The 25,935-nt window shown below is 36.7% G+C and carries 25 protein-coding genes; 7 read left to right on the plus strand and 18 right to left on the minus strand.

The features are described 5' to 3' along the window. Nucleotides 1-59: 59 nt before the first annotated feature. The 5 genes from rodA to BLT30_RS10435 all read right to left on the minus strand — a co-directional run bounded on the left by rodA (nt 60) and on the right by BLT30_RS10435 (nt 5,801). Nucleotides 60-1,289, minus strand: coding sequence for a rod shape-determining protein RodA (gene rodA / locus BLT30_RS10415; protein ID WP_089873474.1), 1,230 nt, complete (start codon nt 1,287-1,289; stop codon nt 60-62). Further along, nucleotides 1,286-3,313: a peptidoglycan D,D-transpeptidase FtsI family protein gene (locus tag BLT30_RS10420; protein WP_089873475.1), complete on the minus strand. Its 2,028-nt coding sequence runs from the start codon at nt 3,311-3,313 to the stop codon at nt 1,286-1,288. The genes rodA and BLT30_RS10420 overlap by 4 nt, the downstream gene beginning before the upstream one ends. Nucleotides 3,314-3,399: 86 nt before the next feature. Then, nucleotides 3,400-3,906, minus strand: coding sequence for a hypothetical protein (locus BLT30_RS10425; protein ID WP_027383135.1), 507 nt, complete (start codon nt 3,904-3,906; stop codon nt 3,400-3,402). Further along, on the minus strand, nt 3,896-4,750 hold the full coding sequence (gene mreC, locus BLT30_RS10430; RefSeq protein WP_089873476.1) for a rod shape-determining protein MreC: 855 nt from the start codon (nt 4,748-4,750) through the stop codon (nt 3,896-3,898). The genes BLT30_RS10425 and mreC overlap by 11 nt, the downstream gene beginning before the upstream one ends. Before the next feature lie 25 nt (nt 4,751-4,775). Further along, nucleotides 4,776-5,801: a rod shape-determining protein gene (locus BLT30_RS10435; protein WP_027383133.1), complete on the minus strand. Its 1,026-nt coding sequence runs from the start codon at nt 5,799-5,801 to the stop codon at nt 4,776-4,778. Between the two features lie 287 nt (nt 5,802-6,088). Here BLT30_RS10435 and hemA point away from each other — a divergent pair, with 287 nt between their 5' ends. From hemA to hemE, 4 genes are all read left to right on the plus strand, one after another. Further along, complete coding sequence (gene hemA, locus BLT30_RS10440; protein ID WP_089873477.1) at nt 6,089-7,378, plus strand: glutamyl-tRNA reductase; 1,290 nt, start codon at nt 6,089-6,091, stop codon at nt 7,376-7,378. After that, nucleotides 7,347-8,255 (plus strand): hydroxymethylbilane synthase, encoded by a 909-nt coding sequence (gene hemC / locus BLT30_RS10445; RefSeq protein WP_089873478.1) that lies wholly within the window; start codon nt 7,347-7,349, stop codon nt 8,253-8,255. Before hemA ends, hemC begins: the two co-directional genes overlap by 32 nt. Nucleotides 8,256-8,388: 133 nt before the next feature. Further along, a complete protein-coding gene (locus BLT30_RS10450; RefSeq protein ID WP_089873479.1) occupies nt 8,389-9,072 on the plus strand; it encodes a uroporphyrinogen-III synthase in 684 nt (227 codons plus the stop codon). 137 nt (nt 9,073-9,209) lie between these two features. Next, nucleotides 9,210-10,235, plus strand: coding sequence for a uroporphyrinogen decarboxylase (gene hemE / locus BLT30_RS10455; RefSeq protein WP_089873480.1), 1,026 nt, complete (start codon nt 9,210-9,212; stop codon nt 10,233-10,235). Nucleotides 10,236-10,266: 31 nt separating this feature from the next. Here the strand turns inward: hemE and BLT30_RS10460 are convergent, their stop codons facing one another. From BLT30_RS10460 to BLT30_RS10470, 3 genes are all read right to left on the minus strand, one after another. After that, nucleotides 10,267-10,557, minus strand: coding sequence for a hypothetical protein (locus tag BLT30_RS10460; RefSeq protein WP_089873481.1), 291 nt, complete (start codon nt 10,555-10,557; stop codon nt 10,267-10,269). A 98-nt stretch (nt 10,558-10,655) separates the two neighbouring features. Then, a complete protein-coding gene (locus BLT30_RS10465; RefSeq protein WP_089873482.1) occupies nt 10,656-11,144 on the minus strand; it encodes a YkgJ family cysteine cluster protein in 489 nt (162 codons plus the stop codon). A gap of 2 nt (nt 11,145-11,146) precedes the next feature. Beyond that, nucleotides 11,147-12,100, minus strand: a complete 954-nt coding sequence (locus BLT30_RS10470; protein WP_089873483.1) for an ion channel — start codon at nt 12,098-12,100, stop codon at nt 11,147-11,149. A gap of 268 nt (nt 12,101-12,368) precedes the next feature. Between BLT30_RS10470 and BLT30_RS10475 the strand changes: the two genes are divergently transcribed. Next, nucleotides 12,369-12,749, plus strand: a complete 381-nt coding sequence (locus BLT30_RS10475; protein ID WP_089873484.1) for a group III truncated hemoglobin — start codon at nt 12,369-12,371, stop codon at nt 12,747-12,749. A gap of 24 nt (nt 12,750-12,773) precedes the next feature. Here BLT30_RS10475 and BLT30_RS10480 read toward each other — a convergent pair whose 3' ends face one another. From BLT30_RS10480 to BLT30_RS10515, 8 genes are all read right to left on the minus strand, one after another. Then, nucleotides 12,774-13,109 carry a DUF6122 family protein gene (locus BLT30_RS10480; RefSeq protein ID WP_089873485.1) on the minus strand — a complete coding sequence of 112 codons (336 nt, stop codon included), beginning with the start codon at nt 13,107-13,109 and terminating at the stop codon, nt 12,774-12,776. After that, entirely contained in the window at nt 13,109-13,825 is a 717-nt protein-coding gene (locus BLT30_RS10485; protein ID WP_089873486.1) for a DNA alkylation repair protein, read from the minus strand. The genes BLT30_RS10480 and BLT30_RS10485 overlap by 1 nt, the downstream gene beginning before the upstream one ends. Beyond that, nucleotides 13,822-14,646, minus strand: a complete 825-nt coding sequence (locus tag BLT30_RS10490) for a SecDF P1 head subdomain-containing protein (RefSeq protein ID WP_089873487.1) — start codon at nt 14,644-14,646, stop codon at nt 13,822-13,824. The genes BLT30_RS10485 and BLT30_RS10490 overlap by 4 nt, the downstream gene beginning before the upstream one ends. Before the next feature lie 7 nt (nt 14,647-14,653). After that, a complete protein-coding gene (locus BLT30_RS10495) occupies nt 14,654-15,283 on the minus strand; it encodes a chloramphenicol acetyltransferase (protein ID WP_089873488.1) in 630 nt (209 codons plus the stop codon). Nucleotides 15,284-15,447: 164 nt separating this feature from the next. Next, nucleotides 15,448-16,731 carry a cation:proton antiporter gene (locus BLT30_RS10500; protein WP_089873489.1) on the minus strand — a complete coding sequence of 428 codons (1,284 nt, stop codon included), beginning with the start codon at nt 16,729-16,731 and terminating at the stop codon, nt 15,448-15,450. Nucleotides 16,732-16,762: 31 nt separating this feature from the next. Continuing rightward, a complete protein-coding gene (locus BLT30_RS10505; RefSeq protein WP_089873490.1) occupies nt 16,763-17,392 on the minus strand; it encodes a DUF4919 domain-containing protein in 630 nt (209 codons plus the stop codon). Continuing rightward, complete coding sequence (hflX, locus tag BLT30_RS10510; RefSeq protein ID WP_027383120.1) at nt 17,392-18,606, minus strand: GTPase HflX; 1,215 nt, start codon at nt 18,604-18,606, stop codon at nt 17,392-17,394. Before hflX ends, BLT30_RS10505 begins: the two co-directional genes overlap by 1 nt. Nucleotides 18,607-18,769: 163 nt before the next feature. After that, nucleotides 18,770-20,914, minus strand: a complete 2,145-nt coding sequence (locus BLT30_RS10515; RefSeq protein WP_175487175.1) for a T9SS type A sorting domain-containing protein — start codon at nt 20,912-20,914, stop codon at nt 18,770-18,772. 244 nt (nt 20,915-21,158) lie between these two features. Between BLT30_RS10515 and BLT30_RS10520 the strand changes: the two genes are divergently transcribed. Beyond that, nucleotides 21,159-22,718, plus strand: coding sequence for a tetratricopeptide repeat protein (locus BLT30_RS10520; protein ID WP_089873492.1), 1,560 nt, complete (start codon nt 21,159-21,161; stop codon nt 22,716-22,718). A 3-nt stretch (nt 22,719-22,721) separates the two neighbouring features. On the opposite strand, the gene BLT30_RS10525 is transcribed toward BLT30_RS10520, so the two are convergent. Then, nucleotides 22,722-23,135 (minus strand): OsmC family protein, encoded by a 414-nt coding sequence (locus tag BLT30_RS10525; protein WP_089873493.1) that lies wholly within the window; start codon nt 23,133-23,135, stop codon nt 22,722-22,724. Nucleotides 23,136-23,259: 124 nt separating this feature from the next. Beyond that, nucleotides 23,260-23,697 (minus strand): META domain-containing protein, encoded by a 438-nt coding sequence (locus BLT30_RS10530; RefSeq protein ID WP_089873494.1) that lies wholly within the window; start codon nt 23,695-23,697, stop codon nt 23,260-23,262. Nucleotides 23,698-23,785: 88 nt separating this feature from the next. Between BLT30_RS10530 and BLT30_RS10535 the strand changes: the two genes are divergently transcribed. Then, the gene (locus BLT30_RS10535) at nt 23,786-25,918 is read left to right on the plus strand and encodes a S46 family peptidase (protein WP_089873495.1); all 2,133 of its coding nucleotides are present in this window, start codon (nt 23,786-23,788) and stop codon (nt 25,916-25,918) included. The last annotated feature ends 17 nt before the right edge of the window (nt 25,919-25,935 follow it).

A 25,935-nucleotide genomic window follows, 5' to 3' on the forward strand; every position in this document is an offset into this window, starting at 1 on the left:
ATTGTACAGATTTATTTTTAATACTAAAATTTTTAATTATAATAAAGTTCAGCTTCGTTTTATACAAGGCTGTTTTTGTCTGCATAGTTCAACTTGAAGAAAATAAAGGTCATTATCGAGAAGGCCAGGAGCGAACTTCCACCGTAACTGAAAAACGGCAAAGGAATCCCAACAGTCGGGAAAAGTCCCATTACCATCCCAAGATTGATGGAAAAGTGTATTAATAAAATAGATGCAAAACAATAGCCAAAAACCCGATTGAATGTTGATTTTTGATTTTCTGACAGATAGTAGATCCTGCCAATGAAAACCGCATAGCAGAGAATCAAGATCGTGCTACCAAGAAAACCCCATTCTTCTCCAACGGTACAAAAAATATAATCGGTCTCCTGCTCCGGAACGAACTTACCTTGTGTTACCGAACCTTGCTTATATCCTTTTCCTTTCAATCCGCCAGAACCAATTGCCGTTTTAGAATACAGCAAGTTATAGCCTGAAGTATCCCGGAAGGCTTTTTCCCCTTTGTATAAAACCTCAACTCTTTCGCGCTGGTGCTTTGGAAGTTTGGTTAAAATGTAAGGTGACCCATAAGACAATGCACTAAGGATCCCGACTGTAAAAACAATCGCAACAATATACATGACATTTCCTTGAATCGTGTAAAAGTTGAAAAAAACAAAAATAGCCGCAATGATAAGAATTGCAATCACAACATATAACGGATTGACCGCAATCGAGATGAGAAAAACGGCAGCAAAGGTGAAGATCACACCAAATAACCAACCCGAAAGTCCCTCTCTATAAAGTGCCATTAAAAAAGCGAAAAATACCAATAATGAACCGACATCCGGAATCATTAGAACGACGACTCCAGGAATTGCAACAATTGCCAAAGATGTATAGAGTACTTTCTTATTCTTGAGATTAAAATCCGGATTGGAAACATAATTTGCCAGCATAAGAGCTGTTCCAATCTTTGCAAACTCTACAGGCTGCATCGTGAATCCACCGAATTTGTACCAGTTTTTCTGACCAAGGATTTCTGTTCCGAAGGGAAATAATCCAATTAAAAGCAAAACTCCTCCAACATAAATGATCGCAGACATATTCTCGAAGAACTTGGTTCTCATAAAGAATATAATCATCCCAATGAAGCAAGAAATTCCGAAGAATATCAACTGCTTTTGCCCCAACTCTGCTTTTACACTATAAATGTTAAGAATTGCAAAGACACATAACAGAACATATAGCGTTATTCCTAATTTATCAATCCCTTCTGCCCACTTCATTTTACTTTGGATTTTAGAGGTTTAACTTTTGAACTGTCTTTCTTTAATTTTTTTTCTTGGATGGCTTGTAAGCTGTCTTTTATTCTCTTCAACTGAGCTGAATCTTTAGGCGGTTCTTTGTACCACCCTTTTCGTTTCATTTCAGAAATGTACTGTCGTTTATACTCGGGCATAAAACTCGAGGTAATCATTTTTTTGTAAAGATTTTCCCTTTTCAGTTCCCCAGTGATATATTTTTCGGCAATGGTCGTACAAGCCGGACCTGCCCAAGTTGCTCCAAATCCTGCGTGCTCCATAACGGCCGCAACAACAATCTTCGGCTTATCCGCAGGTGCAATCAAAACAAAAATCGAATTATCTTTTCCTTGCGGCACCTGAGCTGTACCTGTTTTCGCCAATTGTGTGAAATCTTTAGAAAGCAAGCTTCTTCCCGTTCCTCTCAACATTACGGCCTCCATACCTTGAAGAACAACATTGTAGAAATGAGGATTCTGAACCAATGTCATATGTTTTTTCTTGAATCTTGGGTCGGGATTTGGTTTTCCATCGATAGATTTTACAACGTGTGGTGTATAATACCAGCCTTTGTTTGCAATAGCTGCTACAAAATTGGCCATTTGCATCGGTGTCAAAAGTACATCTCCTTGTCCCATACCATTATATATGGCTCCAGTTGGCATCTCGTCCCAGTTTTTATAATCTGTCCGTTTAGAACCGCTGGCTTTATAAATAGATTTCATTCTTTTTTCATAGAATTCTCCTGATGGGATTCTACCTTTTGCACCGACCGCCAAATCGTTATTAAGGAATTCCCCAACGCCAAAACTATTGATGATCTTTTTCCATTCATCTACCCCTTTTGATGGGTTTCCCGGATATTTTTTTATGATTGATATATAGGCATAAGTGAAATAACAGTTACTAGAAACCTGAATCGATGGAATCAGTGGATCTGCGCCACCGTGCCCCTTGATGCTTTTCCCACGATAAAAGAAACCTCTTCCACAAGGGAAAATTGTTTTATCCGTCATCACACCCATTTCCATTGCCGCTAGAGCTGTCAACAATTTGAAAGTAGAACCCGGTGGATAAGCTGCCTGAACAGAGCGGTCAAAGGTTGGCTTGTTTTCGAAAATCGTATCGTTAGCAAGTTTGTAGAGATTTCTGGATTTGTTTGGTCCTGTAAAAAGATTCGGATCGATGTCCGGGCCGGTTGCCATTGTCAGGATTTCGCCATTGTTTGGGTCTAATGCTACGATTGCACCGTGTTTATTAACTAACATTTCCTCCGCCATTCTTTGCAAATCGTAATCGATGGTCAAAGTCAGGTCTTTTCCGGTTACAACTTCTTTGTCAAGCTCTCCGTTTTTGTAAGAACCAATGCTTCTCTGGCGAATATCTTTCTGGATATATTTCATTCCTTTTTCACCTCTGAGCTCTTTTTCGTAAGCTTTTTCTATCCCGCTTTTCCCGACAATATCTCCAGGTAAATAATATAAAGAATCTTTCTTAATATCATTATCATTCACCTGATTGGTATAACCCAAAAGATTTCCGGAAGTATTGATTTCATATTGTCTCTGCGGACGCGGAACAATTGAAAATGCCGGATATTTGAAAATCAATTCCTGAATCCTCGCCATTTCTTCACGACTTAGATTTTTCATAAAAGTCATTGGCGTCAACTTGGAATAATATTTTTCTTTCTCAATGTTTTTCATCGTTTTGATGAAATCCGGCTTTGAGATATTAATCAATTTACAAAAACCAAGTGTATCAAAATCAGGTTTAAGAAGTGCCGCTGTATATGAAATCTCAAACGCCGGCTGATTCCCTACAAGGATTTTACCGTTTCTATCAAAGATGACACCCCTTGGTGGGATTACATATTCGATTTTGATTGAGGTATTGGCAGCATTAAGCGCATATCTGTCAGTAAACAATTGCAGATAGGAAAGCCTTGCAATAAAAATTAATGCAATGATGGAAAGTGCGAGAATGATTTTGAGATACTGTGATTTCATATGTGCTTTTCTATTTTTTAGAGGACATATGCAACCTCAATGTCAAAGAAAATATAGTTTGGTTTTTTATACACATTTTTCGATTTTCAGACTTTTTGCTTGATTTTAAATGCTAATGTATAGGCTAATATAAATACAAACGAGATTATACTGGTTACTATTACATTAAATAAAATTTCAAAAAATCTATCGAATTTAAAAAACTCGATGTACTGTACCAAAAATTGATGGATAAAAATACTGGTGATGATAAAAAATATGAACTGTGTCCACTGGATACTTTGGAAAGAAAAGAAATCCGTAGTCGTATCCGTTGATGTTCTGAATATGATTGTCCTAAAGTAAGCGATAACTGTCGTCGCAAAAGCATTGATACCCCAAGTTCCCAAAAATGCGTCCACACATAATCCTAATAAAAAGCTCAATCCTAAAAACTGAAATTGATTTCGAAAAAACGGATAGAACATTACAAATACAGGATAAAGCACCGGAATGTATTGCCCAAACAAAGCAATCCTGTTCAGGATAAAAACCTGAAAAGCTGTAAGTATTGCTATTAAAAGCAAGTCTGATGCAATGTTTCTACTGACCATCTTTTTTAATTTGAGCCTTTAAAGTATCATCTATTTTCTGAACCTCCGATTTTTTAAGATTTCTTACAACATAAACCGTACTCAGCTTTCCGATTTTCTCGCTAAGTTCTACAGAAACGTCCCAGAATCCTGTCTTGCTGTCAACCTGATAACCGGCAACTGTTCCCACCGGAATTCCTGCTGGGAAAATTGAGGATTTCCCGTCTGTTACAACCGTATCTCCAACTTTTAGCGGAACATATTTCGGGATATCAGAAAGCGTCATCGTTCTGGTATCATCTCCTTTCCAGGAAAGTGTCCCAAAATATCCTGACTTTTTAAGCGATGCACTGATTTTGATTTTATTGGTACTCAAAACCGACTGAACCAAAGAATAATTATCTGTTGTATTGATAACGATTCCGGCAATTCCTCGAGGTGCAATAACACCCATTTTAGAACTTACGCCTTGCAGACGTCCCCTGTTAATTGTGAAATAATTATCTTTTCTGTTGATAGTATTGTAAACAACTTCTCCGTCAACGAAAGTATAAATCTGTCCACCTCCGATCGTATCATAAACTCTTCGGAAAACTGGCTTGTCCAGCTTTTCTTTTCCGTAAAGTTCTTTCATCAAAGCTTTATTCTGAACAATAAGGTCTTCATTGATTTGTTTTAATTTCAAGTAAGAAGTTCCCTCATCGATATAACCGGAAACCCAAGAATTGAAAGCCGCCGTTTTTGCTGCCAGGAAACTTTGCTGCATAGCATTTTTGCTGAATATCAGTACAATTGCAACCAATTGCAGGAATATGAAGAACACAAATAATGCATTCTTGGAAAAAAATCTCAGCAAAGCACCCATCTAAAAAAAGACCTCGAAAAAATTATTATTTGATAAGGAAATTGAATTTATCCATATTTTTAAGAGCAATCCCTGTTCCTCTTACAACCGCTCTCAATGGGTCTTCTGCCACGAAAACAGGAAGTCCGGTTTTTCTGTGAAGTCTGTCTGCCAAACCTCTCAAAAGAGCGCCACCACCAGCAAGATAAATTCCGGTTTTGTAGATATCCGCTGCCAATTCAGGAGGAGTCAAAGAAAGAGTTTCCATTACGGCGTCCTCGATTCTGATGATTGATTTATCAAGCGCTTTGGCAATTTCTTTATAATTGACCATAATCTCTTTTGGCTTCCCGGTAATCAAATCACGGCCTTGTACAGGAATATCATCAATCGGAACGTCCAGTTCTTCAACAGCTGAACCAACCTCTAATTTGATTCTCTCCGCCGTTCTTTCCCCGATATATAAATTATGATGCGTTCTAAGATAGTAAGCAATATCATTGGTGAAAACATCACCTGCAATTTTTACAGATTTGTCACAAACGATTCCGCCAAGCGCCACTACAGCAATTTCTGTTGTACCACCACCTATGTCGATAATCATATTACCTTCCGGTTTCTGAACATCAATACCAACTCCTATTGCAGCAGCCATTGGTTCATAAATCAAACGAACCTCTTTCGCATTTACCTTTTGGGCAGAATCTCTTACCGCTCTTTTTTCAACTTCGGTAATTCCGGACGGGATACAAATAACAATTCTGAGTGCGGGTTGAAAAAGCTTTCCTTTGATACCCGGGATCTGCTTGATAAATTCCTTGATCATATGTTCGGAAGCGTGGAAATCTGCAATCACACCATCCTTCAACGGGCGAACTGTTTTGATATCCTCATGGGTCTTCCCTTGCATATGTTTTGCCTGTTCCCCAACAGCGATCGGTTTGCCGGACGAGCGCTCTATCGCCACGATAGAAGGCTGGTCTACAACGATTTTGTTGTTATGTATGATTAGCGTATTCGCTGTACCCAAGTCAATCGCAATCTCTTGCGTAAACATATCCAATATACCCATTTCCGTTCAATAATTGTTAAGTTGACAAAGATAGGAATTTAGACTTATTCTATAGATTGAATTAAAAATATTTTGGTTAAAATTTCCTTAAAATTTCATATCGAATAATTACTAAAAATTCCAAAATTCAGGTTCAAACAAACCTATCATATTAAAACTTCAAAAAGAGAAATATATTGTTGGAAATCTGTTTATAATTTTCAGAAAACTTATAGATTTTATCAATTTTCCAAAATGATATTCAGAAACAGTCTTAGTTTTAAAAATTGTAAATTTGCAAACTGAAAATGAGCCTAAAAAATAAATTTCATCAAACTTCTGATTTCGCCGTTCTAAGCATTAGCTATGAAAAAGCCGATGCAGAAACGCGTGGAAAATTTGCTTTCTTCGATGAACACGTCAAGTCATTTGTCAACCAGATCCACGAGCAGGATTACGGCGATGCTTTCGTGGTTTCCACTTGCAACAGAACCGAAATTTATTCTACGACTAAAAATTATCTTCACATTGCCGAACTTTATTGTAACACAGTCGGTGTTTCTCTTTCAGAGTTTTTAAAATATGTGAATGTCCTGCAGAGGGAAGATGCACTTTTCCACCTTTTCCGTGTCGCGGCAGGTTTGGAAAGCCAGATCATCGGTGATTTTGAGATTGTTTCTCAAATCAAGAACGCGTACCACCGATTCAAAAAATATAAAGATTTTTCTAATCCTTATTTGGAAAGAGCCATTAATTCATCGATTCAGATTTCAAAAAGAATCAAGAATGAAACCGGAATCAGTACAGGTTCCGCTTCGGTCTCTTATGCGGCAGTTCATTATATATTGAATAATACGAGACATATTCACGAGAAGAATATTCTTCTTTTGGGCGTTGGAGAAATCGGACAGAATACGATCGAAAATCTTGTAAAACATATCTATCAGCCGAAAATCAAAATTGCCAACCGTTCTTTTGAAAAAGCCGAAAAAATTGCTGATAAATATAGTATTCCGCAAATCGATTTCAATCTGTTTCCAGAAGAACTGAAGCAGACCGATGTTCTGATTGTGGCAACAGGTGCCCAGAAATATATTATTGACGAATCCAATTTTCCAAAAGATAAAGAAATGCTTGTCATTGATCTATCGATTCCGAATAATGTTCAGAAAGAAATCGGAAATTGGGAAAACGTAACATTGATCGATGTTGACCAACTTTCGCAAACCATCAAAGCAACCATGGAGCAGCGAAAAAAGGAAATTCCAAAGGCAGAAGGCATCATCAAAGAAATGGCGAAGGAATTTGTAGATTGGGAAAAGAAAAGGAAGTTGGCACCACAAATCAATCAGTTCAAAAATTCTTTGAAACAGATTGAGGAAATCGAGATGCACAACATCCATAAGAAATTCCATTACGCAAAAATTGAGGATATGGAATTATCTAATAACTTGGTTCAAAAAATCACGAACCGTTTTGCTAAATATATTCTGGAAAATCCGTCGCGCGCGAACGAAATCACAAAAATAATGGAGGATATCCTGGACATCCATAAACAAGAATCCGATGAACAAAATAAGAATAGGAACGAGAAATAGTCCGCTTGCACTTTGGCAGGCCCACGAAGTTGAATCAAAATTACAAGGTCTTGGTTTCAAAACAGAGATTGTTCCTATCGTAAGTTCCGGAGACAAAAATCTTGACCAACCACTTTATGCATTAGGGATTACCGGCGTTTTCACAAAAGATTTGGATATTGCTTTATTAAATAAGGAAATTGATATTGCTGTCCATTCTCTGAAAGATGTTCCGACTCAATTACCTGAAAACATTCAGATTTCTGCAGTTTTGGAAAGAGATTTTCCGGAAGATGTTTTGGTTAGAAATAATGATGCTGAGCCTTTGGATTTGGAAGTACTTAAAATTGCGACCAGCAGTTTGAGAAGACGTGCCTTTTGGTTGAAAGAATTTCCTGAAACTGAATTTACAGACATCCGAGGAAATGTTCAGACACGTTTGAAAAAGCTGGATGAAGGAATTGCCGATGCCACAATATTTTCTTTGGCCGGAATCAAAAGAATGGACCTGGATATTAATTATGAACAAATCCCGTTTTTATTGCAAGCACCTTCGCAAGGGGTTGTTGCAATTGCAAGTTTGTCTGATAATGCAGAATTGAACGAATCTCTAAAATCGATTTCTCATAAAGAAACTGAGATTTGTGTAACCATAGAAAGAGAATTCCTGAAAACGTTGGAAGGTGGATGTACTGCTCCGATTGGTGCAAAAGCAGAAATGCTTGATGGGCAAATCAGATTTCAAGGAAGACTTTGTTCTCTTGATGGAAAAAACTGCATCGAAACTGATGAGATTTTTGACTGGAACGATTCTGAGAACTTTGGAGACAAAATTGCTTTGAAGGTTTTGGAAAACGGAGGCAGGGAATTGATGGAGGAAATCCAAAAAAGTCTTTAATAGTAAATACTTTCTACGTTCTGTTTGTCATTCCGTAGGAATCTAAACTTAGCTGTCGGGGTTCCTACGGAATGACAAAATAATGTTTTAATTTTACCATCGTCAGTCTGAGGCTCTCGAAGACTTTATAAATATGAAAATCCTTTTTACAAAATCACTGGACAGAAAAAAGGTTTCTGAGAAATTGGGAGCTGATTTTTTGGTTGATTTTGTAGAAGTTATCCATACTGAATTTATAAAAACTAAAACTTTCGGTTTAAAAAACAATTCACTCATTTTCACAAGTATAAATGGCGTGAAAGCCTTTTTTGAGAATGGATTTTCAGCAAATGAAAATTTCGCAGAACCGAAGAATTATAATAAAATATACGCTGTTGGTTCGCAGACAAAAAAAGAACTTAGGAAACATAATTTCGGGACTTTCAAACTTTGTAAGAACGCTAATGAACTTTCAAATTTCATAACAGAAAATTCTGTGAACGAAAAGTTCCTGCATTTTTGTGGCAATATTGCAATTGATATTCTGGATGAGAAATTGCCCTTGCAAAATATTTCTTATAGAAAAATCCCTGTTTATAGGACTGAACTACTTTACCCAAAAATCGATGAGAAATATCAGGCGATAGTTTTCTTCAGTCCGAGTGGAGTTCGTAGTTTTGCAAAGTTTAATAATTTAGAGAATATGAAGATTTTTTCAATTGGAAAAACAACGACCTCCGAATTGGAAAAACTAACTGATAATAAAATAATTACAAGTTCAAAAAATACGCTGGCTGATATTTTAAATTTGATTTCAAAGGCAAGTTCAACTTTCTGAAAACGTTAATTTGAAAGGCTAAAGTTGTATTTTGCGAAGCGCGCCCCGACTTGAGCGGAAATCCTTTTTACGCAACGAAGTGAAGTGAAAAGATTGGGAGCGGAAGGCGGATAAAGGCGCCCAAAATAATATATAAAATGATTAAAAACGACCTATACTTAAAGGCGCTTCGCGGAGAAACCGTGGAAAGACCGCCAGTCTGGATGATGAGACAAGCGGGAAGATACCTGCCGGAATTCATCGCTTTGCGCGACAAATACGATTTTTTCACAAGATGTCAGACGCCGGAATTGGCTTCGGAAATCACGGTTCAGCCGATCAGAAGATTTCCTTTGGATGCGGCGATTCTGTTCTCCGATATTTTGGTGGTTCCTCAGGCAATGGGAATCGATTTCAAAATGAAAGAATCTGTTGGACCTTGGCTGGACGAACCTATCAGAACTGCTGAACAAGTTGATAACGTAATCATTCCAGATGTAAACGACACGTTAGGTTACGTTTTTGATGCTATAGAAATGACTTTGGAAAAGTTGGACAATGAGATTCCGTTGATTGGTTTTGCCGGTTCGCCTTGGACGATTTTCTGTTATTGTATCGAGGGAAGAGGTTCTAAGGATTTCAATATTGCGAAGTCTTTTTGCTTCTTGCAAACGGAAGCGGCGCACAGATTATTGCAAAAAATCACGGACACGACAATTGCCTATTTGAAACGAAAAGTGGAAAAAGGTGTTTCTGCAGTTCAGGTTTTCGATTCTTGGGGTGGAATGCTTTCACCGGCTGATTATCAGGAATTTTCCTGGCAATATATCAATCAGATTGTTGAAGCTTTGGCGCCATTAACGCACGTTGTGGTGTTCGGGAAAGGCTGTTGGTTTGCTTTGGAAGATATGACGAAATCTAAAGCTTCTGCAGTTGGTGTCGATTGGACAATTACTCCGGAATTAGCAAGGCAATTCACGAATAATGCTGTGACTTTGCAAGGGAATTTTGACCCGTCGAGATTGCACTCGAAGCCGGAAACGATCAGAAAAATGGTTCACGAAATGATAAACCGTTTTGGAAAAGACAAATACGTCGTCAATCTCGGACACGGGATTTTACCAAATATTCCGGTTGAAAATGCCGAAGCTTTTATAAAAGCTGTGGTTGAATGGAAACCATAAACAAAAAGGAGCAAATTAATTTGCTCCTTTTTTATTCTACTTGTCCTGGTGCAGGTTGTGTTGGTTTCACTGCTTCGTTGTTCAATCCATCCTTTCGAGGTTCAAGTCTTTTTCTATTCTTGTCCTCCATTTTTTTGGATTTATCCTGAATTGTAGTCGTATCAATCGTTCTGTTCATTCCGTTGGGCTGAACAGTTTCCGGAGTTGTTTTATTCATCTTCTTCTCCGTTTTGGTTCTTGTTGTGTCTTGTGGCGGTGTTACCTGCGCAGTAACAAACATTGCTCCGAAAATTATCAAGCCGCCTGCTATTAACTTTTTCATAATATTTTTATTTAGTGTACATTATGAAATTCAAACATTACACCAATATTATGTTAAATTTGGAAATTATAAGATTTTTGGGAAAACTTTAATATAACTTACTTATCCAAAACTTTTCTCAGTTTTTCTACGAAGACATAAGTTGCGGGGCAAATCAAAGTGTTCTTAATCGTGAGATTATTGATTTGATAGATTTTCTTCCGGTCTGTGTGAGGATATTCTCTGCAAGCTTTTGGACGAACGTCGTAAATTGAACAAGTATTGTCATCATTCAGGAAAAAGCAAGGTAAGTTTTGGAGAACTTTATCGTTATCTTCATCAACTCGCAGAAATTTAGACTCAAAATCAGCTTGTTTCATCCGAAGATGCTTGGAGATTCTTTCAATGTCTTTTTCTGTGTAAAGCGGACCTGTGGTTTTACAGCAATTCGCACAGCTGAGACAATCGATTTCTTCAAAAGTTTCTTCATGTTTTTCTAAGACCAAATAATCCAGGTTCTTTGGCGGTTTCTTTTTGAGTCCTTCCAAAAACTTTTTGTGGTCTTTCTGCTTTTGCTGAGCCTGCTTTTTATAAAATTCGAGATCCATAATTACGAAATTTCTGGTAATGATGCCGGAAAAGTACTATTAATCAAATCCAGGTTCAGGACTGTAAATCGATTAGTAGAATCCGGGCCATACATTTTTTCAAATTTTGCACCATAAATGATTTCGTCTGAGGTATAACTTGTTCTCTGTACCACATCGCTGGAAAATATGCTGTCAAATGCCTTGACATGAACTATAATCTCAATATCAATATTTTTAAGATCTTCCTGCGTCAGGCTATAAAAAGGAGATTCTTCATCTATATAATGTACAATTGTCCAATTCAGAATTAATGAAGTAATTTTTGCGACTTCTAATTTCAAGGTGTAAAACGAACTTTTTGTTTCTCCATTTTCTGTAATTTCAAAGGAAGCCAAAACTGTAATACTCGCATCTGTAAGCGATGTATTTTTGAATGGCGCCATACGGAACATCAGTCCGGATTTATCTTTGTAAGGGGAAATTAAGGCAATATCACTAAATTGCAGAAATGCACGTGGGCGGGAAAAGCGCCCGTAAAAAAGTCCGGTTGCGATCGCAAATGCTAACAATCCTAAGAAAGCTTCAAAAGTTGCCACCAAACTAGCCAGGAAACCAACTGGCGCAATCCGTCCGTAACCAACCGTAGTAAATGTCTGGGAACTGAAAAAGAAAACATCTGTAAATTCATTTTGGAAATTACTTTTGTCGACGCCGGTAAGATGTTCGATTCCAATAGAATAATAAATCAAAGCAAAAATAAAATTCACAACGATATAGCTTCCAACCAAAAGTCCAATAAACTGCCATCTTTTGAGATTCAGCATCGTGTGATACCAACTGTAACGGTTCAGGATGTTAACGCCTTTCTTTTTTATGTTCGGATAGCCGTCTTTATTAATAAATCTACCAGAAAAATTATCTCCAAAACCTGTGTCTTTGATTGCTTTTAATCTGGAAAAACTGAATTTTGACATAAGTGCAAAATTAGCCGTTTTCTCAAGAAAATACTAAATAATATAATCCTCCCCAAATTGCAGAGAAAAAAAACACAAACAGAAATGATGCTTTCATGTCTTGTCTATTCTTTTTATAAAAATGCTTATAAAGCGTAACCGAAATAAAACCAATGACCACTAAGATTGGCAAAACTGTAAATGTCAACATAATTATGCTTTTACCAAAGATACAAAAACTGATAATAATCTTATTTTCAACTTGATATAAAACCCATAATTTTGTAAAATGAAAGATATTACAAATCGTGAAGACGTAGAATTACTGGTCAACAAATTCTATAACAAAGTGATAAAAGATGATGTGATCGGATTTTTCTTCACAGATGTTGCAAAGATTGACCTCAGCAAACACCTTCCGAAAATGTATAATTTCTGGGAAAGTATTCTGTTAGGAAATCCTGTTTACGAAGGTCATCCCATGGCGAAACATTTTCCAATCAATGAAGTATCGGCTTTGGAAGAGAGACATTTTAATCGCTGGCTGCAGATCTGGGAAAAAACAGTTCACGAAAACTTTGACGGGGAAAATGCAGAAAATGCGATTAACCGAGCCCTGAACATTGCCAGAATTATGAATCATAAAATGGCGAATGCCAGGAAGGAATAGTCGTCAGATCTCCGAAAATCCTCTCTAAAATCCAAGATGATGCAACTGACAGTCTATCCAGTCTGTCAACATATGAAACAATAATCCAACGCCTATAATCCTCGGAATTCCTCTAAAAAATAATAACAGAAAATAAACGCCAATTGCCCAATACGTGTGAAGCGGATGAAAATTGATACTGCATCTGTCCGATGAAAAAATCGGTGTGCTGAGCAAATGATCCGCATCTACCAACATGGTCGCCAACATTATGAAATAAGCTTTTTTCCAATCTTTTCTAAAAAACAGGAAAGCCAGCACAACGGGAAAACCAAAGTGTAAAAAATAATGCAAAAACGGTCTCAGCCAAAAACAATCCATTAGATTCTTCCTTTTAAATAATCTTGCCGAAGTTCCCCATCCAGTTTTTCAATAGCATATCGGAGACAAGTTCTTGGCATTTCTTTGTAATGTAAATTGAGAAAATCCAGCAATTCGGTTTCGTTCATTTTTCCCATTTCCCGGAGAAGCCAGCCGTTGGCTTTGTGCATCAAATCGTGCGGATGTTTCAGGTTTTTAAGAACGAAGGTTTTGGTTAATTCAAATTGTCCTTTTTTGATGTGATGCATTGTGCCTACAATCGCCATTCGCATCTCCCATATATTTTTGGAATTCGATAATTTTTCTAAGATTTTAGAATCTTGATTTTCAAAACAATATCGGCCTAAAATCTTGTAACAAGACGTATCTACCAAATCCCAATTATTGATATGTTTTGTATGATTCAGATAAAAATCGATGATTTCTTTTTGTTGAATTTTATCTTTTGTTTTTTCAAATTTATAAACCAAAATGAGCAAAGCTGTCAAACGATGTTCGTGAATTTTTGAAGATAAAAGTTTACTGAGCTCATCAAGAGAAATTTTATTATAAAACTCTTTTGCAATACTTCTTTGGTCTGGAACACTCACACCAATAAACAAATCGCCTTCACCATATTCACCTTTTCCAGTTTTGAAAAATTTTGGGAAGAATTCTGCCTTTTCGGGAATTGAGAGAATTTCGAGAGCTTGTTTTATATCATCAACTAATTTCATTTTAAATTCAGTTTATTCGTAATTTCTTTAACTTCTTCAGCACTGAATTTTCCAGAGATTTGAACCTTACCATTTGTAATAGCATCCATCACAACTGGTGCAGAAATTATTTTTTTATTAACAACAATTGCAATTGGTTTCCCTCTATTTTTAAAACTCAAAAGATGAAATAAAGCCGAGCCTTCTTCATCTAATTCTAGATTAATGATAAGTCGGTTAAGACCATCCAAATTTCCCTTTGCAATTGAGACATTTTTCAAAGAAATTGATGGTGTTTTAGAAAATCTCATCTTAGAAGCATCTTTCGTTTCATCATTCAAAACTTCGTAAAATCCATCTTGAAGATTGGTTTTTACGGGAACAAAATCATTAGAATCAAATTTTGAAGATAATTCTTTATTAGATAATTCCGTTTCCAGCTTACTTAGTTTTTCTCCTATCCAAAAGAATTTCTCTTGAATTTTCCCTTGAATGTTTCCATAATCAGAAGTGTATTTTTTGTACGATGGAGAAGTTATAAATTTATAAAGTTCATTAATCTCATTATCAGTAAAGAATTCCTTATAAACCGCACGAATTTGAGTTAAGATTTCCGCATCAGTTAGCTTTGAATCAATTTCATCCCAAAACTCCTTCGGAGCATTCGGATATGCAACCTTCATAGGTTTTATTCCATACTCTACAATATTGGCTTTGTAAGCTTCAAAAGTTTGATTTCCAATTATAATGGAATCAATTTTTTGATTTTGAGACAATTGATTTTGAGAAAAAACAAATCCAAAAATCAACAAATTAAAAAGGCAAAACAGATTTTTCATCATTTATAAATTATTTTAAATTTAACTGATTCTGAAACTCTTCAAGATATTTAGCCAGATGAAAACCATCCATCAAACCGTGATGCCCTTCTACAGAGACCGGTAACATTTTTCTTCCATTTTTCTCAGAGAATTTTCCAAAAACAATTTTTGGAATAGATTCTTTTGGGTCGAAATCTGTTGGATGAAGTAAACCTGTAAAATGCGTCCAGGGCATTGTGGAATGCCGGATATGATTTGGTGGAAGTTCTTCGTTTCTGATTCTTAAACCAGTTGAATTTTGAACCTCATTAATTTCTTTTTGGAGATTTTGATTAAAGATTTGAAAATCATCAGAATATTCGAAATAAGAGAAGCCAAACGTTCCATCGTTTCTGGCAATTGTAGAACCAACGTGAACGATATCAAACGCTATAACTTCATCATTTACAATCCTATAACCAAATTCCTCAACAGAATTAATTGCTTTCATTGATTTATGAAGATAATGCGCGAAAAAAGATTCATTGTTATCTTTTGCCAATCGATAAGTCTCTGTACAATCAACTTCTGTAACAATCCCAAAATAAGGACTTTTCATTCCGGAAAAGAACTCAAAATGTTCTTTTCTTTTCCAGTTTTTTATATCGATAACCTTCATTATATAATTTTTGGCTTCTAGTGATAATTAACCACATAGGCACATAGTTTTTGTCAATTTTCAAGATAAAATAGTTAGACATTTGTTTCTATTTTAACTTTTTCAAAATAAATAATTTGTTTTTCTATATGTCTATGTGGTTTTTTAATTTTTTTTATTTCAAATTAATGCGTCTCTTCAAGAGTTTGTTCAATGATTTTTTCTTCGGTTGCAATCTTTTTAGGATTGGCAACTTTCGCAATCGTCAATCCCTGAACTATAATTGAAAACACAACCACACAATAAGTAATACTGATGATAATTTGACTGTACTCATTCACAGGTATGGACAAAGCTAATGCAATGGAAACTCCACCACGAATTCCTCCCCAAACCAAGACCTTCACCGTCTGCGGACTGAATCGATATTTGAAAGCCATAAACTTCGTTGGAACAAAAATCGCAATCCAACGCGCTAAAAGAACAATTAAAATACAAATTCCACCGGCAACAAGATATTCATTTAAGTCTTTGATTAGCAGCAATTCAAAACCGATAAAAAGGAACAGAACAGCGTTCATTATTTCATCGATCAGTTCCCAGAATTTGATGAGATAATCCTGCGTTTCTGATTTCATTTTGAAGCTTTCACTGAAATTCCCCATAAATAATCCCGCTGCAACCATCGCCAAAGGTGCTGAAATGTGCATTTCGTGTGCAATCAGATAACCACCCATAACAACTGATAACGTGATCAATACAGAAATAATATAGTCATCTACCATCCTCATTGCTCTAGAAGCCGATAATCCCAGAAGAACACCTAAAAGCAATCCTCCGCCTGCTTCTCGCAGTAATAAAAGCCCAATGTTTTCGACATTCAAATCAATTTCTTTTCCGATTGCCAATTGTAAAACCACGGTAAAAACCACAACCGCCATCCCATCATTGAAAAGGGATTCTCCAGCCACTTTGGTTTCCAAGGATTTTGAAACATTCGCCTGCTTCAAAATACTGAGAACCGCCACTGGGTCGGTAGGTGAAATCAGTGCCCCAAAAACGAGACAATAAATCAACGGCATCTGAATACCAACCAAAGGCAGAAGATAATACACACCAAATCCTACCGCAAATGTTGAAATAATAACGCCGACGGTTGAAAACATTACAACCGGACCGAATTGTTCTTTTAAATCTTTGATATTAATATGGATTCCTCCTGCAAAAAGCAGGAAGTTAAGCATTGCTCCCATCAGAACTTCGGTAAAATCGAAGTTGTGGACTAACTCGGTCAAATGACTGGTGGTTTTTGGTAAGAAATTTTCGCCTGATGCTACCAAGGTTACAGAAACGATAATGGCGATGACCATTATTCCGATTGTACTTGGCAGCTTTAGAACTCTATAATTGATATATGCGAATAATGAGGCTAAAACGATAAGAACTGAAAATGAGTAATATAACTCCATTTTATTTATTTTATATAGATTTTTGACCTAGTTAAAAGTCATTATAGATTACTTTGATGTAAGTTTTTGTATTGTTATTTTCCCAAATATCAAACATTCCCCCTTCTGTAGGCTGGGAAGACCTTTTGGCTCCCATTGGGAACCGAATAATGTTGAGCAGAATATATTCGTCACCAACAGAATTGACGAGATAGGCAGATTCTTCATTCTTTCCATCCCCGGAATCAAAAATCGCTCTTGTCAGCAATTGGAATTGACCGTAATAATAGGAGAAATTCTTGAGATCTTTCTGCTTGTCATAACATTGCAGCATTATCATCAGCAAGTCCAGATTGGTAGGGTCTTTTGATAACAGGTTTTTCGTTTTTTCTGCTGTTTCTTCATACTTCTGCTTATGGAGATCTTTCAGTATTTTTTTGAAATTTTCGTCACTTGTAGAAACAGTTTTATCTAGAAACAACCTTCCATAATATAAATGTTGCGCTTCCAGACTGTCAATCGATTTGGGAAGAGCCTGGAATTTGAAGACCATTTTTTCATAGAAATGATCCGATTCTTTGTCGGTAATTTCTTTCTTGATTTGATCCAAATCAATCCTTGATTTTTGAGAAAACCCCAAAATCGAAATCAGCAAAAAGAAAAACAAGAAGATTCTATTCATTAATTTTCCTCTTCATCCTCAAAATATTCGAACAGCAAATCGTTGTAAGGGAAACGGGAAATATGAATCCTGTGAACCTCATCGTAAATCATCTTCTTCATCTCTGGGAAATTCTCTTTCGTTAAGGCAGAAATGAAAACCGTTGGAAATTTGGACTTCGCCATCCAAGTTCTTTTCCATTCTTCCAAAGAAATATTTTTGTTGGAACCAGGCGTCAAATCATCTTCATCCTTTTTCTCGTAACTGAAATCATCAATTTTGTTGAAAACCATAATCATGGGTTTCTGATGCGCATCGATTTCCTGAAGGATTTCATTCACAGAATTAATATGGTCTTCAAAACTTTCGTGCGAAATGTCAACCACATGAATCAACAAATCGGCTTCACGCACCTCATCCAAAGTTGATTTGAAACTTTCCACCAATTGCGTCGGCAACTTTCTGATGAATCCAACGGTGTCCGTCAAAAGGAAGGGAAGATTTCCAATCACAACCTTACGAACCGTTGTGTCCAGCGTTGCAAACAATTTATTTTCAGCGAAAACATCGGATTTTGACAAAGCATTCATCAAGGTTGATTTTCCCACATTTGTGTAACCAACGAGTGCAACACGCACCATTTTTCCACGGTTGTTACGCTGCGTTCCCATTTGTTTGTCGATAACTTTCAATTTGTCTTTCAACAAAGTGATCCGGTCACGGATAATCCTTCTATCGGTTTCGATCTCCGTTTCTCCAGGTCCACGCATCCCTATTCCCCCTTTTTGTCTCTCAAGGTGGGTCCACATCCTGGTCAATCTCGGCAAAAGATATTGATACTGAGCCAATTCTACCTGCGTTCTTGCATAGGAAGTCTGAGCTCTTTGGGCAAAAATATCTAGGATCAGATTGGTTCTGTCAAGGATTTTGACTTCCATTTCTCGCTCCAGGTTTTTCAATTGGGAAGGTGACAATTCATCATCGAAAATGACCGTTCCGATATTATGTTCTTTCGCATAGTCACGGATCTCCTCCATTTTTCCTTTTCCTACGAATGTTTTGGAATCTGGCTGGGTCAATCTTTGGGTAAAACGTTTGGCAACCGTAGCGCCTGCTGTGAAAGCCAGAAACTCCAGTTCGTCCATATATTCTATCAGTTTATCTTCGCTTTGATTTTGGGTAATTAAGCCCACCAAAACCGCTTGTTCATACTGATGTTCTTTTTTTTCTAACATTTAAAAATTATAATTTCTGATTTTGACAAGATACTATTTTTTATCAAAAAAACAAAAGTTTAAGTCTGATAATAATGAAGACCTCTATGTAACAATAAATCTTGTCTGCAAAAAAAAGGCCGCTCCAAAAAGGAACGACCCAAAAGCACAATTATGAAGATTTTTATTTTTTGATAAGCTTGAAAGCCCTCACTTCATTTCCGCTGCCTACTTTCATAATATAAATTCCGGAAGCCAGTTTGGAAAGGTTGATTTCAGCATCTTTTTGATGCAATTCTTTTGCAAAAACTTCCTTACCCGACATATCGTAAACATTTATGTTGTTAATATCCTTGATGTTTGAAATTTTCAAAATATCTTTTACCGGATTTGGATAGAAAGAAATTTGATTTTTAGAGGTTTCCGTTGTCCCAAGGATCTTATCAACGTGTACGTTAAATACACAAGTATCTATAACAGCGCCCTCATATACCAGATTATGGACAACAACAGTATTGCCTTCAGGGAACGCAACTCCCGATTCTAATCCCTGAACCAAAACAACTTGCGGTTCTGGAGTCTCACAGACATAACTCACTTTGAAAACACCATCAAAACCTTCTTTTGCTGTCCAGTTCAGTCCGTCACCTGTTGTAAATGCAGTGGTTCCGTTTGATAAAGCCGATTTTATTTCCCAAGAAACCAACGGGCCCTGCATATTAATGGCAACCCAATATTTCCCCGATGTCAATTCTAATACTTCTGGCAATTTGATAACCGTTTCATATGCTGTTCCACCAGTAGTACTTCCTATCTCATTTTGTGATTCGATCGTTGGCGCAGCATAATTCATGATCAATTCTCCCGGTTTGCCATTATTATCTTTATAGAATGCAACAGTTGCTCCGTAAGAGAATCTAATCAAATGAGGAATAACTTTATCGATTTTCAAAGTTTTCCCAGCAGGAATCACAAAGTCGTTAGCTACGGTATTGAAGTTTGAAGCAGGCATCCAGTTCTCATAATTATTTCCCGGATAATCTATTCCACAACTGGAGCTTCCTTGAGAACCGCAATTGAATGGTAAACTATAATTCACGACTGCAGTTTCTCCTCCTGGAATTGTATTGGCATTAATATCTGAAGGACAGCTAAAGTCACATCCTGGATCTGCAATACCACCAGAGATATTCAAAGTGTAATCTTCTGCCTGCCCGGAATTGTAATAATACCCTGAAGCACCAATAGGCCAAAACATAGAATACTCTGTAGCTGATTGCATTTTCAGCACCCTTATCCTTGTATTTCCGTTGATCGCATTTTGCGGAACTGTTATTGGGAATTGCGTAAATTTATCATCCACACCCGAAGATCCGAAAAGATAACCTTCACTGACGATTTCGTTGCTTTCATCCAGAATACCGTTGTGATTCCAGTCAACGAAAAGGGTATAAGTATCCGGCGCATAATCAACACGATTTTTACCTTTAATTTTCACATTGTAAGTTTGTCCCGCCTGTAAACTGAACACTTTGTCTGTCATATCTTCGTAGAAAGCAGAACTGTTCGGATCTGAATTGTAGCCCACGCCATTCACTTCGAAGCGCGTTATTGGTGTTGACGGAATACCATTGTCCACATTAGAAATTAAATCATACGACTGTGGACTAGGATTGTCTGGCAATACCCGAAATTCTGTTGTACCGTAGAAACTAGTTTCGAATTGCTCTACATTGATCCTCCATGTGCCTGCGATATCAGGCATGGTATCACCCCAAGGATAAGTTGGAGTATTTCCATTGAAAACGATATCAAAGTTTCCGTTGGCATCTGCATAATATTGTCCAGTAATACCGGAACCAGATTCGTTGGGAGAGAAAATATGAACCACGACTTGTGCGTTCGGTTCAATATTGGTAGCGTGGAGTTTTATCCCAAAGTCAAAGAACTGCGCCATTGTCAATATTTTATTGGAAACAGAAGCTTCTATTACCTCATTTTCATTTGCAACAACCTGTAGTGTAGCATTTGCCGTTTTTCCTTCTCCGTCTGTAGCTTTCACTGTATGAGCGCCTTTCAGAGAACGGATCATTTTAGCACTTATTTGCACAGAAAATTTACCCTGAGAATCTACAGTTCCCGTAAAGTCCCTCCATCTCTTTCCATTTGGATCGGTATCAAAAACCGTTACTGTAGAATTAGGTGTAAATCCGGAACCTAACACCGGAAATCCGCCTGACCAATACCAGAATTCTTCAATTGTATTTGGTTCATCGGAAACCAAAGAAGTATCCAATGTAATCTGCTGCGCACTAGTTATGCTGAACATAAATAGAAACAGGCACTTAAATAGTAATTTCACATTCATTTTAAAAATATTTTATAATTATTGAGACAATATTAGAATATCATCAAAGATTTTGGACATTTGTTGAGATAACAATATGACTACTAACAAAAAAGCAAAGGTAACATTATATATACAAATCAATTAAAATTCTGAAAATCAATTAATTAAAAAAGTAGTTTTTTTTGAAAATTATTCTTCCTATCTTCGGGTCATATTTCTGAAAATGCGTTGGATTTTTTGTTTATTTTTTGCTTTTAGCTTAGTACTGAGTTCCGGCCAGACCAGTCTTTCCAAAGACCCGGATAAGTATGCTTCTACTCTTCTGAAGCAGACGGTGGATTATATGCAGACCAACAGAACAAAAGCGATGAGCTATCTGCAAGAAGCTCTTAAACTGGAAAACAAATTGGCCGACAGTACAAAAATCAGCCTTTACGTTACAGCGGGAAACACATACAAAGACCAAGAATCTTATTATCAGGCACTTAATTATTATTACAAAGGATTAGAGATCAACAACAAAATAGAGTCCCGCGACTCTTACTCTATTCTGAACAACATTGGAGGTTGTTATTACCTAATGGGAAATTATAAGAAAGCACGACAATTTTGGGAACAATCACTTAAAAATTTTGAAAACAGCAAAGCGAGTGACAAATCTGTAGAAGGTTCTATTATTTACAACAATCTCGCAGTTTTGGAAAAAGAACAAGGAAATTATGCAAGAGCACTGGAAATGTTGAAGGAATTCAAGAATCGGAATACGGCCTCAAAAGACACGCTTAATATTATTATGGCTTATGAGAATATTGCCAATGTAAATCTGAAATTAAAAGAAACCGACACTGCCGTAGAAAATTTGAGACAAGGCATCACTTTAGCGAAGAAGATCAAATCACCCTACGATATAGCAAGCCTTTATAATATTCTTGGAAAAATCAATCTCGATAATCTGAATAACCGGGACTCTGCATTATATTATTTGAAAAACGCCTATAATATCGCTGACAAGAGTAGTTTTTCCGACATCAAGCTTTATTCATCAGAAAGTTTAGTAAAACTATTCGAAAAAGAAAAGGATTACAAAAATGCTCTGCAATACCTGCACACCGCAAAATCTTTATCCGAAGCTTCCATCAATCAGGAAAATGAAAAGAAAGTTAACCGCTTGGAAATCGAGTTTAATGAAAAAATGACGCAAAATGAGCTTTTAGCTTCTCAAACCAAAAGAGAGCGATTCTTTATTTTTGGAATCGTTCTGCTCTTGTCTTTCTCGGTTATCATCTTTTTGTTATTCCAATTACAGAAAAATAAAACTGCCAAAAGAGTTGCTGAAAACGAATTATTGGCCAAGAAATTAGAAGAGAAAAATAAAGAACTGACAAATAGCGCCATCCAAATGCTGCAAACTTCCGAGGTTCTCCAATCCACTCAAAAAGAGTTGAGCGAACTGAATTCCGGAACAGAAACATCTGACAATAAAATCTCTAATATCTTAGCTGACCTTAGAAAAAGTTCCAAAAGTTTTGGGAAGGCAGAATTTGAAAAGATTTTTATGGAAACTGAGGAGGGTTTCTATAAGAAATTACTCAGCGAGTTTCCTGATCTGACCAAGAATGAATTGAGGCTCTGCGCTTTTCTCAAACTTAATTTATCCTCAAAAGAAATTTCCGACATTACACACCAAAGTCCGCACAGCATTGTAGTTGCGAGGTCCAGACTTAGAAAAAAACTGAGACTCTCCAATTCAGAAAGTCTCAATAATTTTTTGATCAAATATTAGTATTTAGCTAACCAAAGTTGCTGTCAATGTTTTCTCAAAACTGAAAGCTTGACTTACAGGACAATTTTCCTTGGCATCTTTTGCAATTTTCTGGAAATCATCTTCTGAGATTCCAGGGATTTTTGCAGTCAATGTCAATTCTGATAAAGTAATTTTTCCGTCTACCAAACTGATTTTGCAATCGGTCTCCAAAGTTTCCGGATTATAACCAGCTTCTGTCAACAAAGCCGAAGTCTTCATTGTAAAACAACCTGCATGGGCTGCTGCCAACAATTCTTCCGGATTGGTCCCAACACCTTCCTCGAATCTGCTTTTGAAAGAATATTGTGTTTCGTCAAGTGTTGTACTTTGAGTCGTTAAAACACCGCTCCCGTCTTTTACTGTTCCTTTCCAGACTGCTTTTGCACTTCTTTTCATAATAAATTTTGTTTTGGATTTATATTATTGATTGTATTATTTTTTATCGCAAAGGCGCAAGTTTTTTAAAAATTCAATATTTTAAGTCGCAAATGACTATAATTTATAATTCATCATTAATTTCTTAATCCCAATCTGCAGCCACAAACTTCATTGTTGATTTTCCATCCGTTAAAGTTAAGAAATGTCCTTCGATTATGTACTGATTCATATTTGGTAAATCTTTTCCGAATAATTCTTCCAACCTCATTCTTCCGTCACAGTACATCATTGTAGAACCAACACCAGAAAATTTTGCTTTTCCATTATTAAATTCCGCCGTGAAAAACATTCCATTACATCCCATTTTCGCAGTGTAACGATTCGGCGATTCGGGATTTTTCGTCAAATCAACATTAGCTTCCAGTTTTGTCAACTCTTCCTTAGTAAAATCTTTGTATTCAACGAGCATCCATTTTTTGTGAAGATTCTGCATTCCTGACATAGAATTATTTGATGATTTACAAGAAACTGTAAGAAGTAATATTAATGATAGAATACCGATTGACTGTAGAAATTTCATACTTTGAACTTTGCCTAATCTCTTAGCCAAATTCGTACCACTTAGATATAAAATAATGATTAAATTAGCCCCATTAAAATAATTCTCTATGAAAAAAATATTTTTAGTATTGACCTTGATCTTGGGTTATGCTCAGATGAGAGCGGATGAAGGCATGTGGCTTCTGATGCTTGTAAAACGTCTGAACGGCGTTGATATGCAGAAAGAAGGCCTGCATTTGACGCCGGAAGAAATTTATTCCGTGAACAATTCCAGTTTAAAGGACGCCATCGTAAGTTTCGGTGGTTTCTGTACTGGTGAAATGGTTTCTGACCAAGGTCTGATCTTTACCAATCACCACTGTGGTTATGACGCTGTTGCTGCGGCTTCCACTCCTGAAAAAGATTACTTGAAGAATGGATTCTGGGCAATGAAACCGAATGAAGAATTCAATGCTAAAGGTCTTTACGTAAGATTCCTTGTAAGAATGGATGACGTTTCTGCAAGAATCAATGCAAAACTTAATAATAATATGTCTGCCGCTGACAGAAAAGCGGTTATCGATGCAGAATACAAAGCTATCCAGACAGAAAATTCTGAGAACGGAAAATACACTGTTGTAGTAAGAGATTTCTTCAACGGAAATGAGTTCTATTATTTTGTATATCAAGATTATAAAGACATCAGATTGGTTGGAGCGCCTCCATCATCATTGGGAAAATTCGGTGGCGATACAGACAACTGGGAATGGCCAAGACACACGGCAGATTTCACGGTTTTCCGTGCTTATGCTGATGCCAACGGAAATCCTGCAGAATATTCTGAAACCAATGTTCCACTGAAACCAAAGCACCACTTACCAATTTCCCTTAAAGGTTATAAACCAGGTGATTTTGCAATGATCCTGGGGTATCCAGGAAGAACCAACCGTTATTTGACCTCTTACGGAATCGAGCAAATGGTTGACAAAGATTATCCGGCTTGGGTAGAGGCATCTAAACTGACTATGGATGTTTTGAAAAAATATATGGATAAAGACAAAGCAACTCAGTTGGATTATGCATCTCAGTACGCAAGTGTTGCTAATTATTGGAAGAACAGACAAGGGACGATTGATGCAGTAAAGAAAAACGGAACAGTTGCCGAAAAACAAAAAACAGAACAGATCTATAATCAATGGGCCGCTCAGTCTCCAAATGAGCAGACTTATTATGGTGTTCTACCGGAAATACAAACTTATTACAAGCAAATCTCCGGAAGGAATGTAGAGCGTAATTACGGAGGGATCTTACAGAGAAATGCACATTACATTGCAACAGCCTATCAATTAGGAAGCCTTTTCAAAACCTACGCTGACCAAGATGAAGCCGGAAAAACGGCTATGAAGCCAAAAGTTCTGGATGCTGTAGAAAAAGCTTATGATGGTTTCCACGATAATGTAGAAGGAGAAATGCTTAACTCATTGGCTAATCTTTACAAAACAAAGGTGTCGAAAGAATTTGCTTCTCCAACAATTTTAGCTGCTGATGTGAACAGCCTTTCGACTTTGGCATTCTCTTCTATTTTTGCTAATAAAAAATCGGCTTTGGCTTTCGTAGAAAATCCTGACAGATTGAAAATAGATGCTGATAAATTGAGACAATTCGTAAACGGAATTGTTGAAGACCAAAAATTAAGCAACGAGAAATATTCCAAAATCGATGAAAATTTTGCTAAAAACAGCAGACTTTTCTTAGATGGTCTTAGAAAAGCCCAACCAGAAAAAGTATTCTATCCGGATGCCAACTCTACCATGAGATTAACTTACGGAACGATTGAAACACTTCCTGTAAGAGAAGACAGAAACTACAAAGGCATCAAAGAAAACTATTATACCGACATCAACGGTATGGTTGCCAAATACAAAAAAGGGGACGAAGAGTTTGACCTGCCTAAAAAAGTTCTAGACCTTGCCAAGAAAAAAGATTATGGTCAATATGCAGACAAAGAAGGATTTATGCCAATTAACTTCTTGTCTAATAATGACATCACGGGTGGAAACTCAGGTTCTCCAATCATTGATGGATATGGGAATCTTATCGGTCTTGCTTTCGACGGGAACAGCGAAGCTTTGAGCGGCGATATCGTTTTCGAACCAAAATTACAGAGAACCATCAACGTCGATGTTCGTTACGTTCTTTGGATTATTGACAAATATGCCGGTGCAACAAGATTGATCAGCGAATTAACTTTGGTAAAATAATTATCATTAATATAGTG

Source organism: Epilithonimonas hungarica, assembly GCF_900102265.1.
Taxonomy (GTDB): domain Bacteria; phylum Bacteroidota; class Bacteroidia; order Flavobacteriales; family Weeksellaceae; genus Epilithonimonas; species Epilithonimonas hungarica.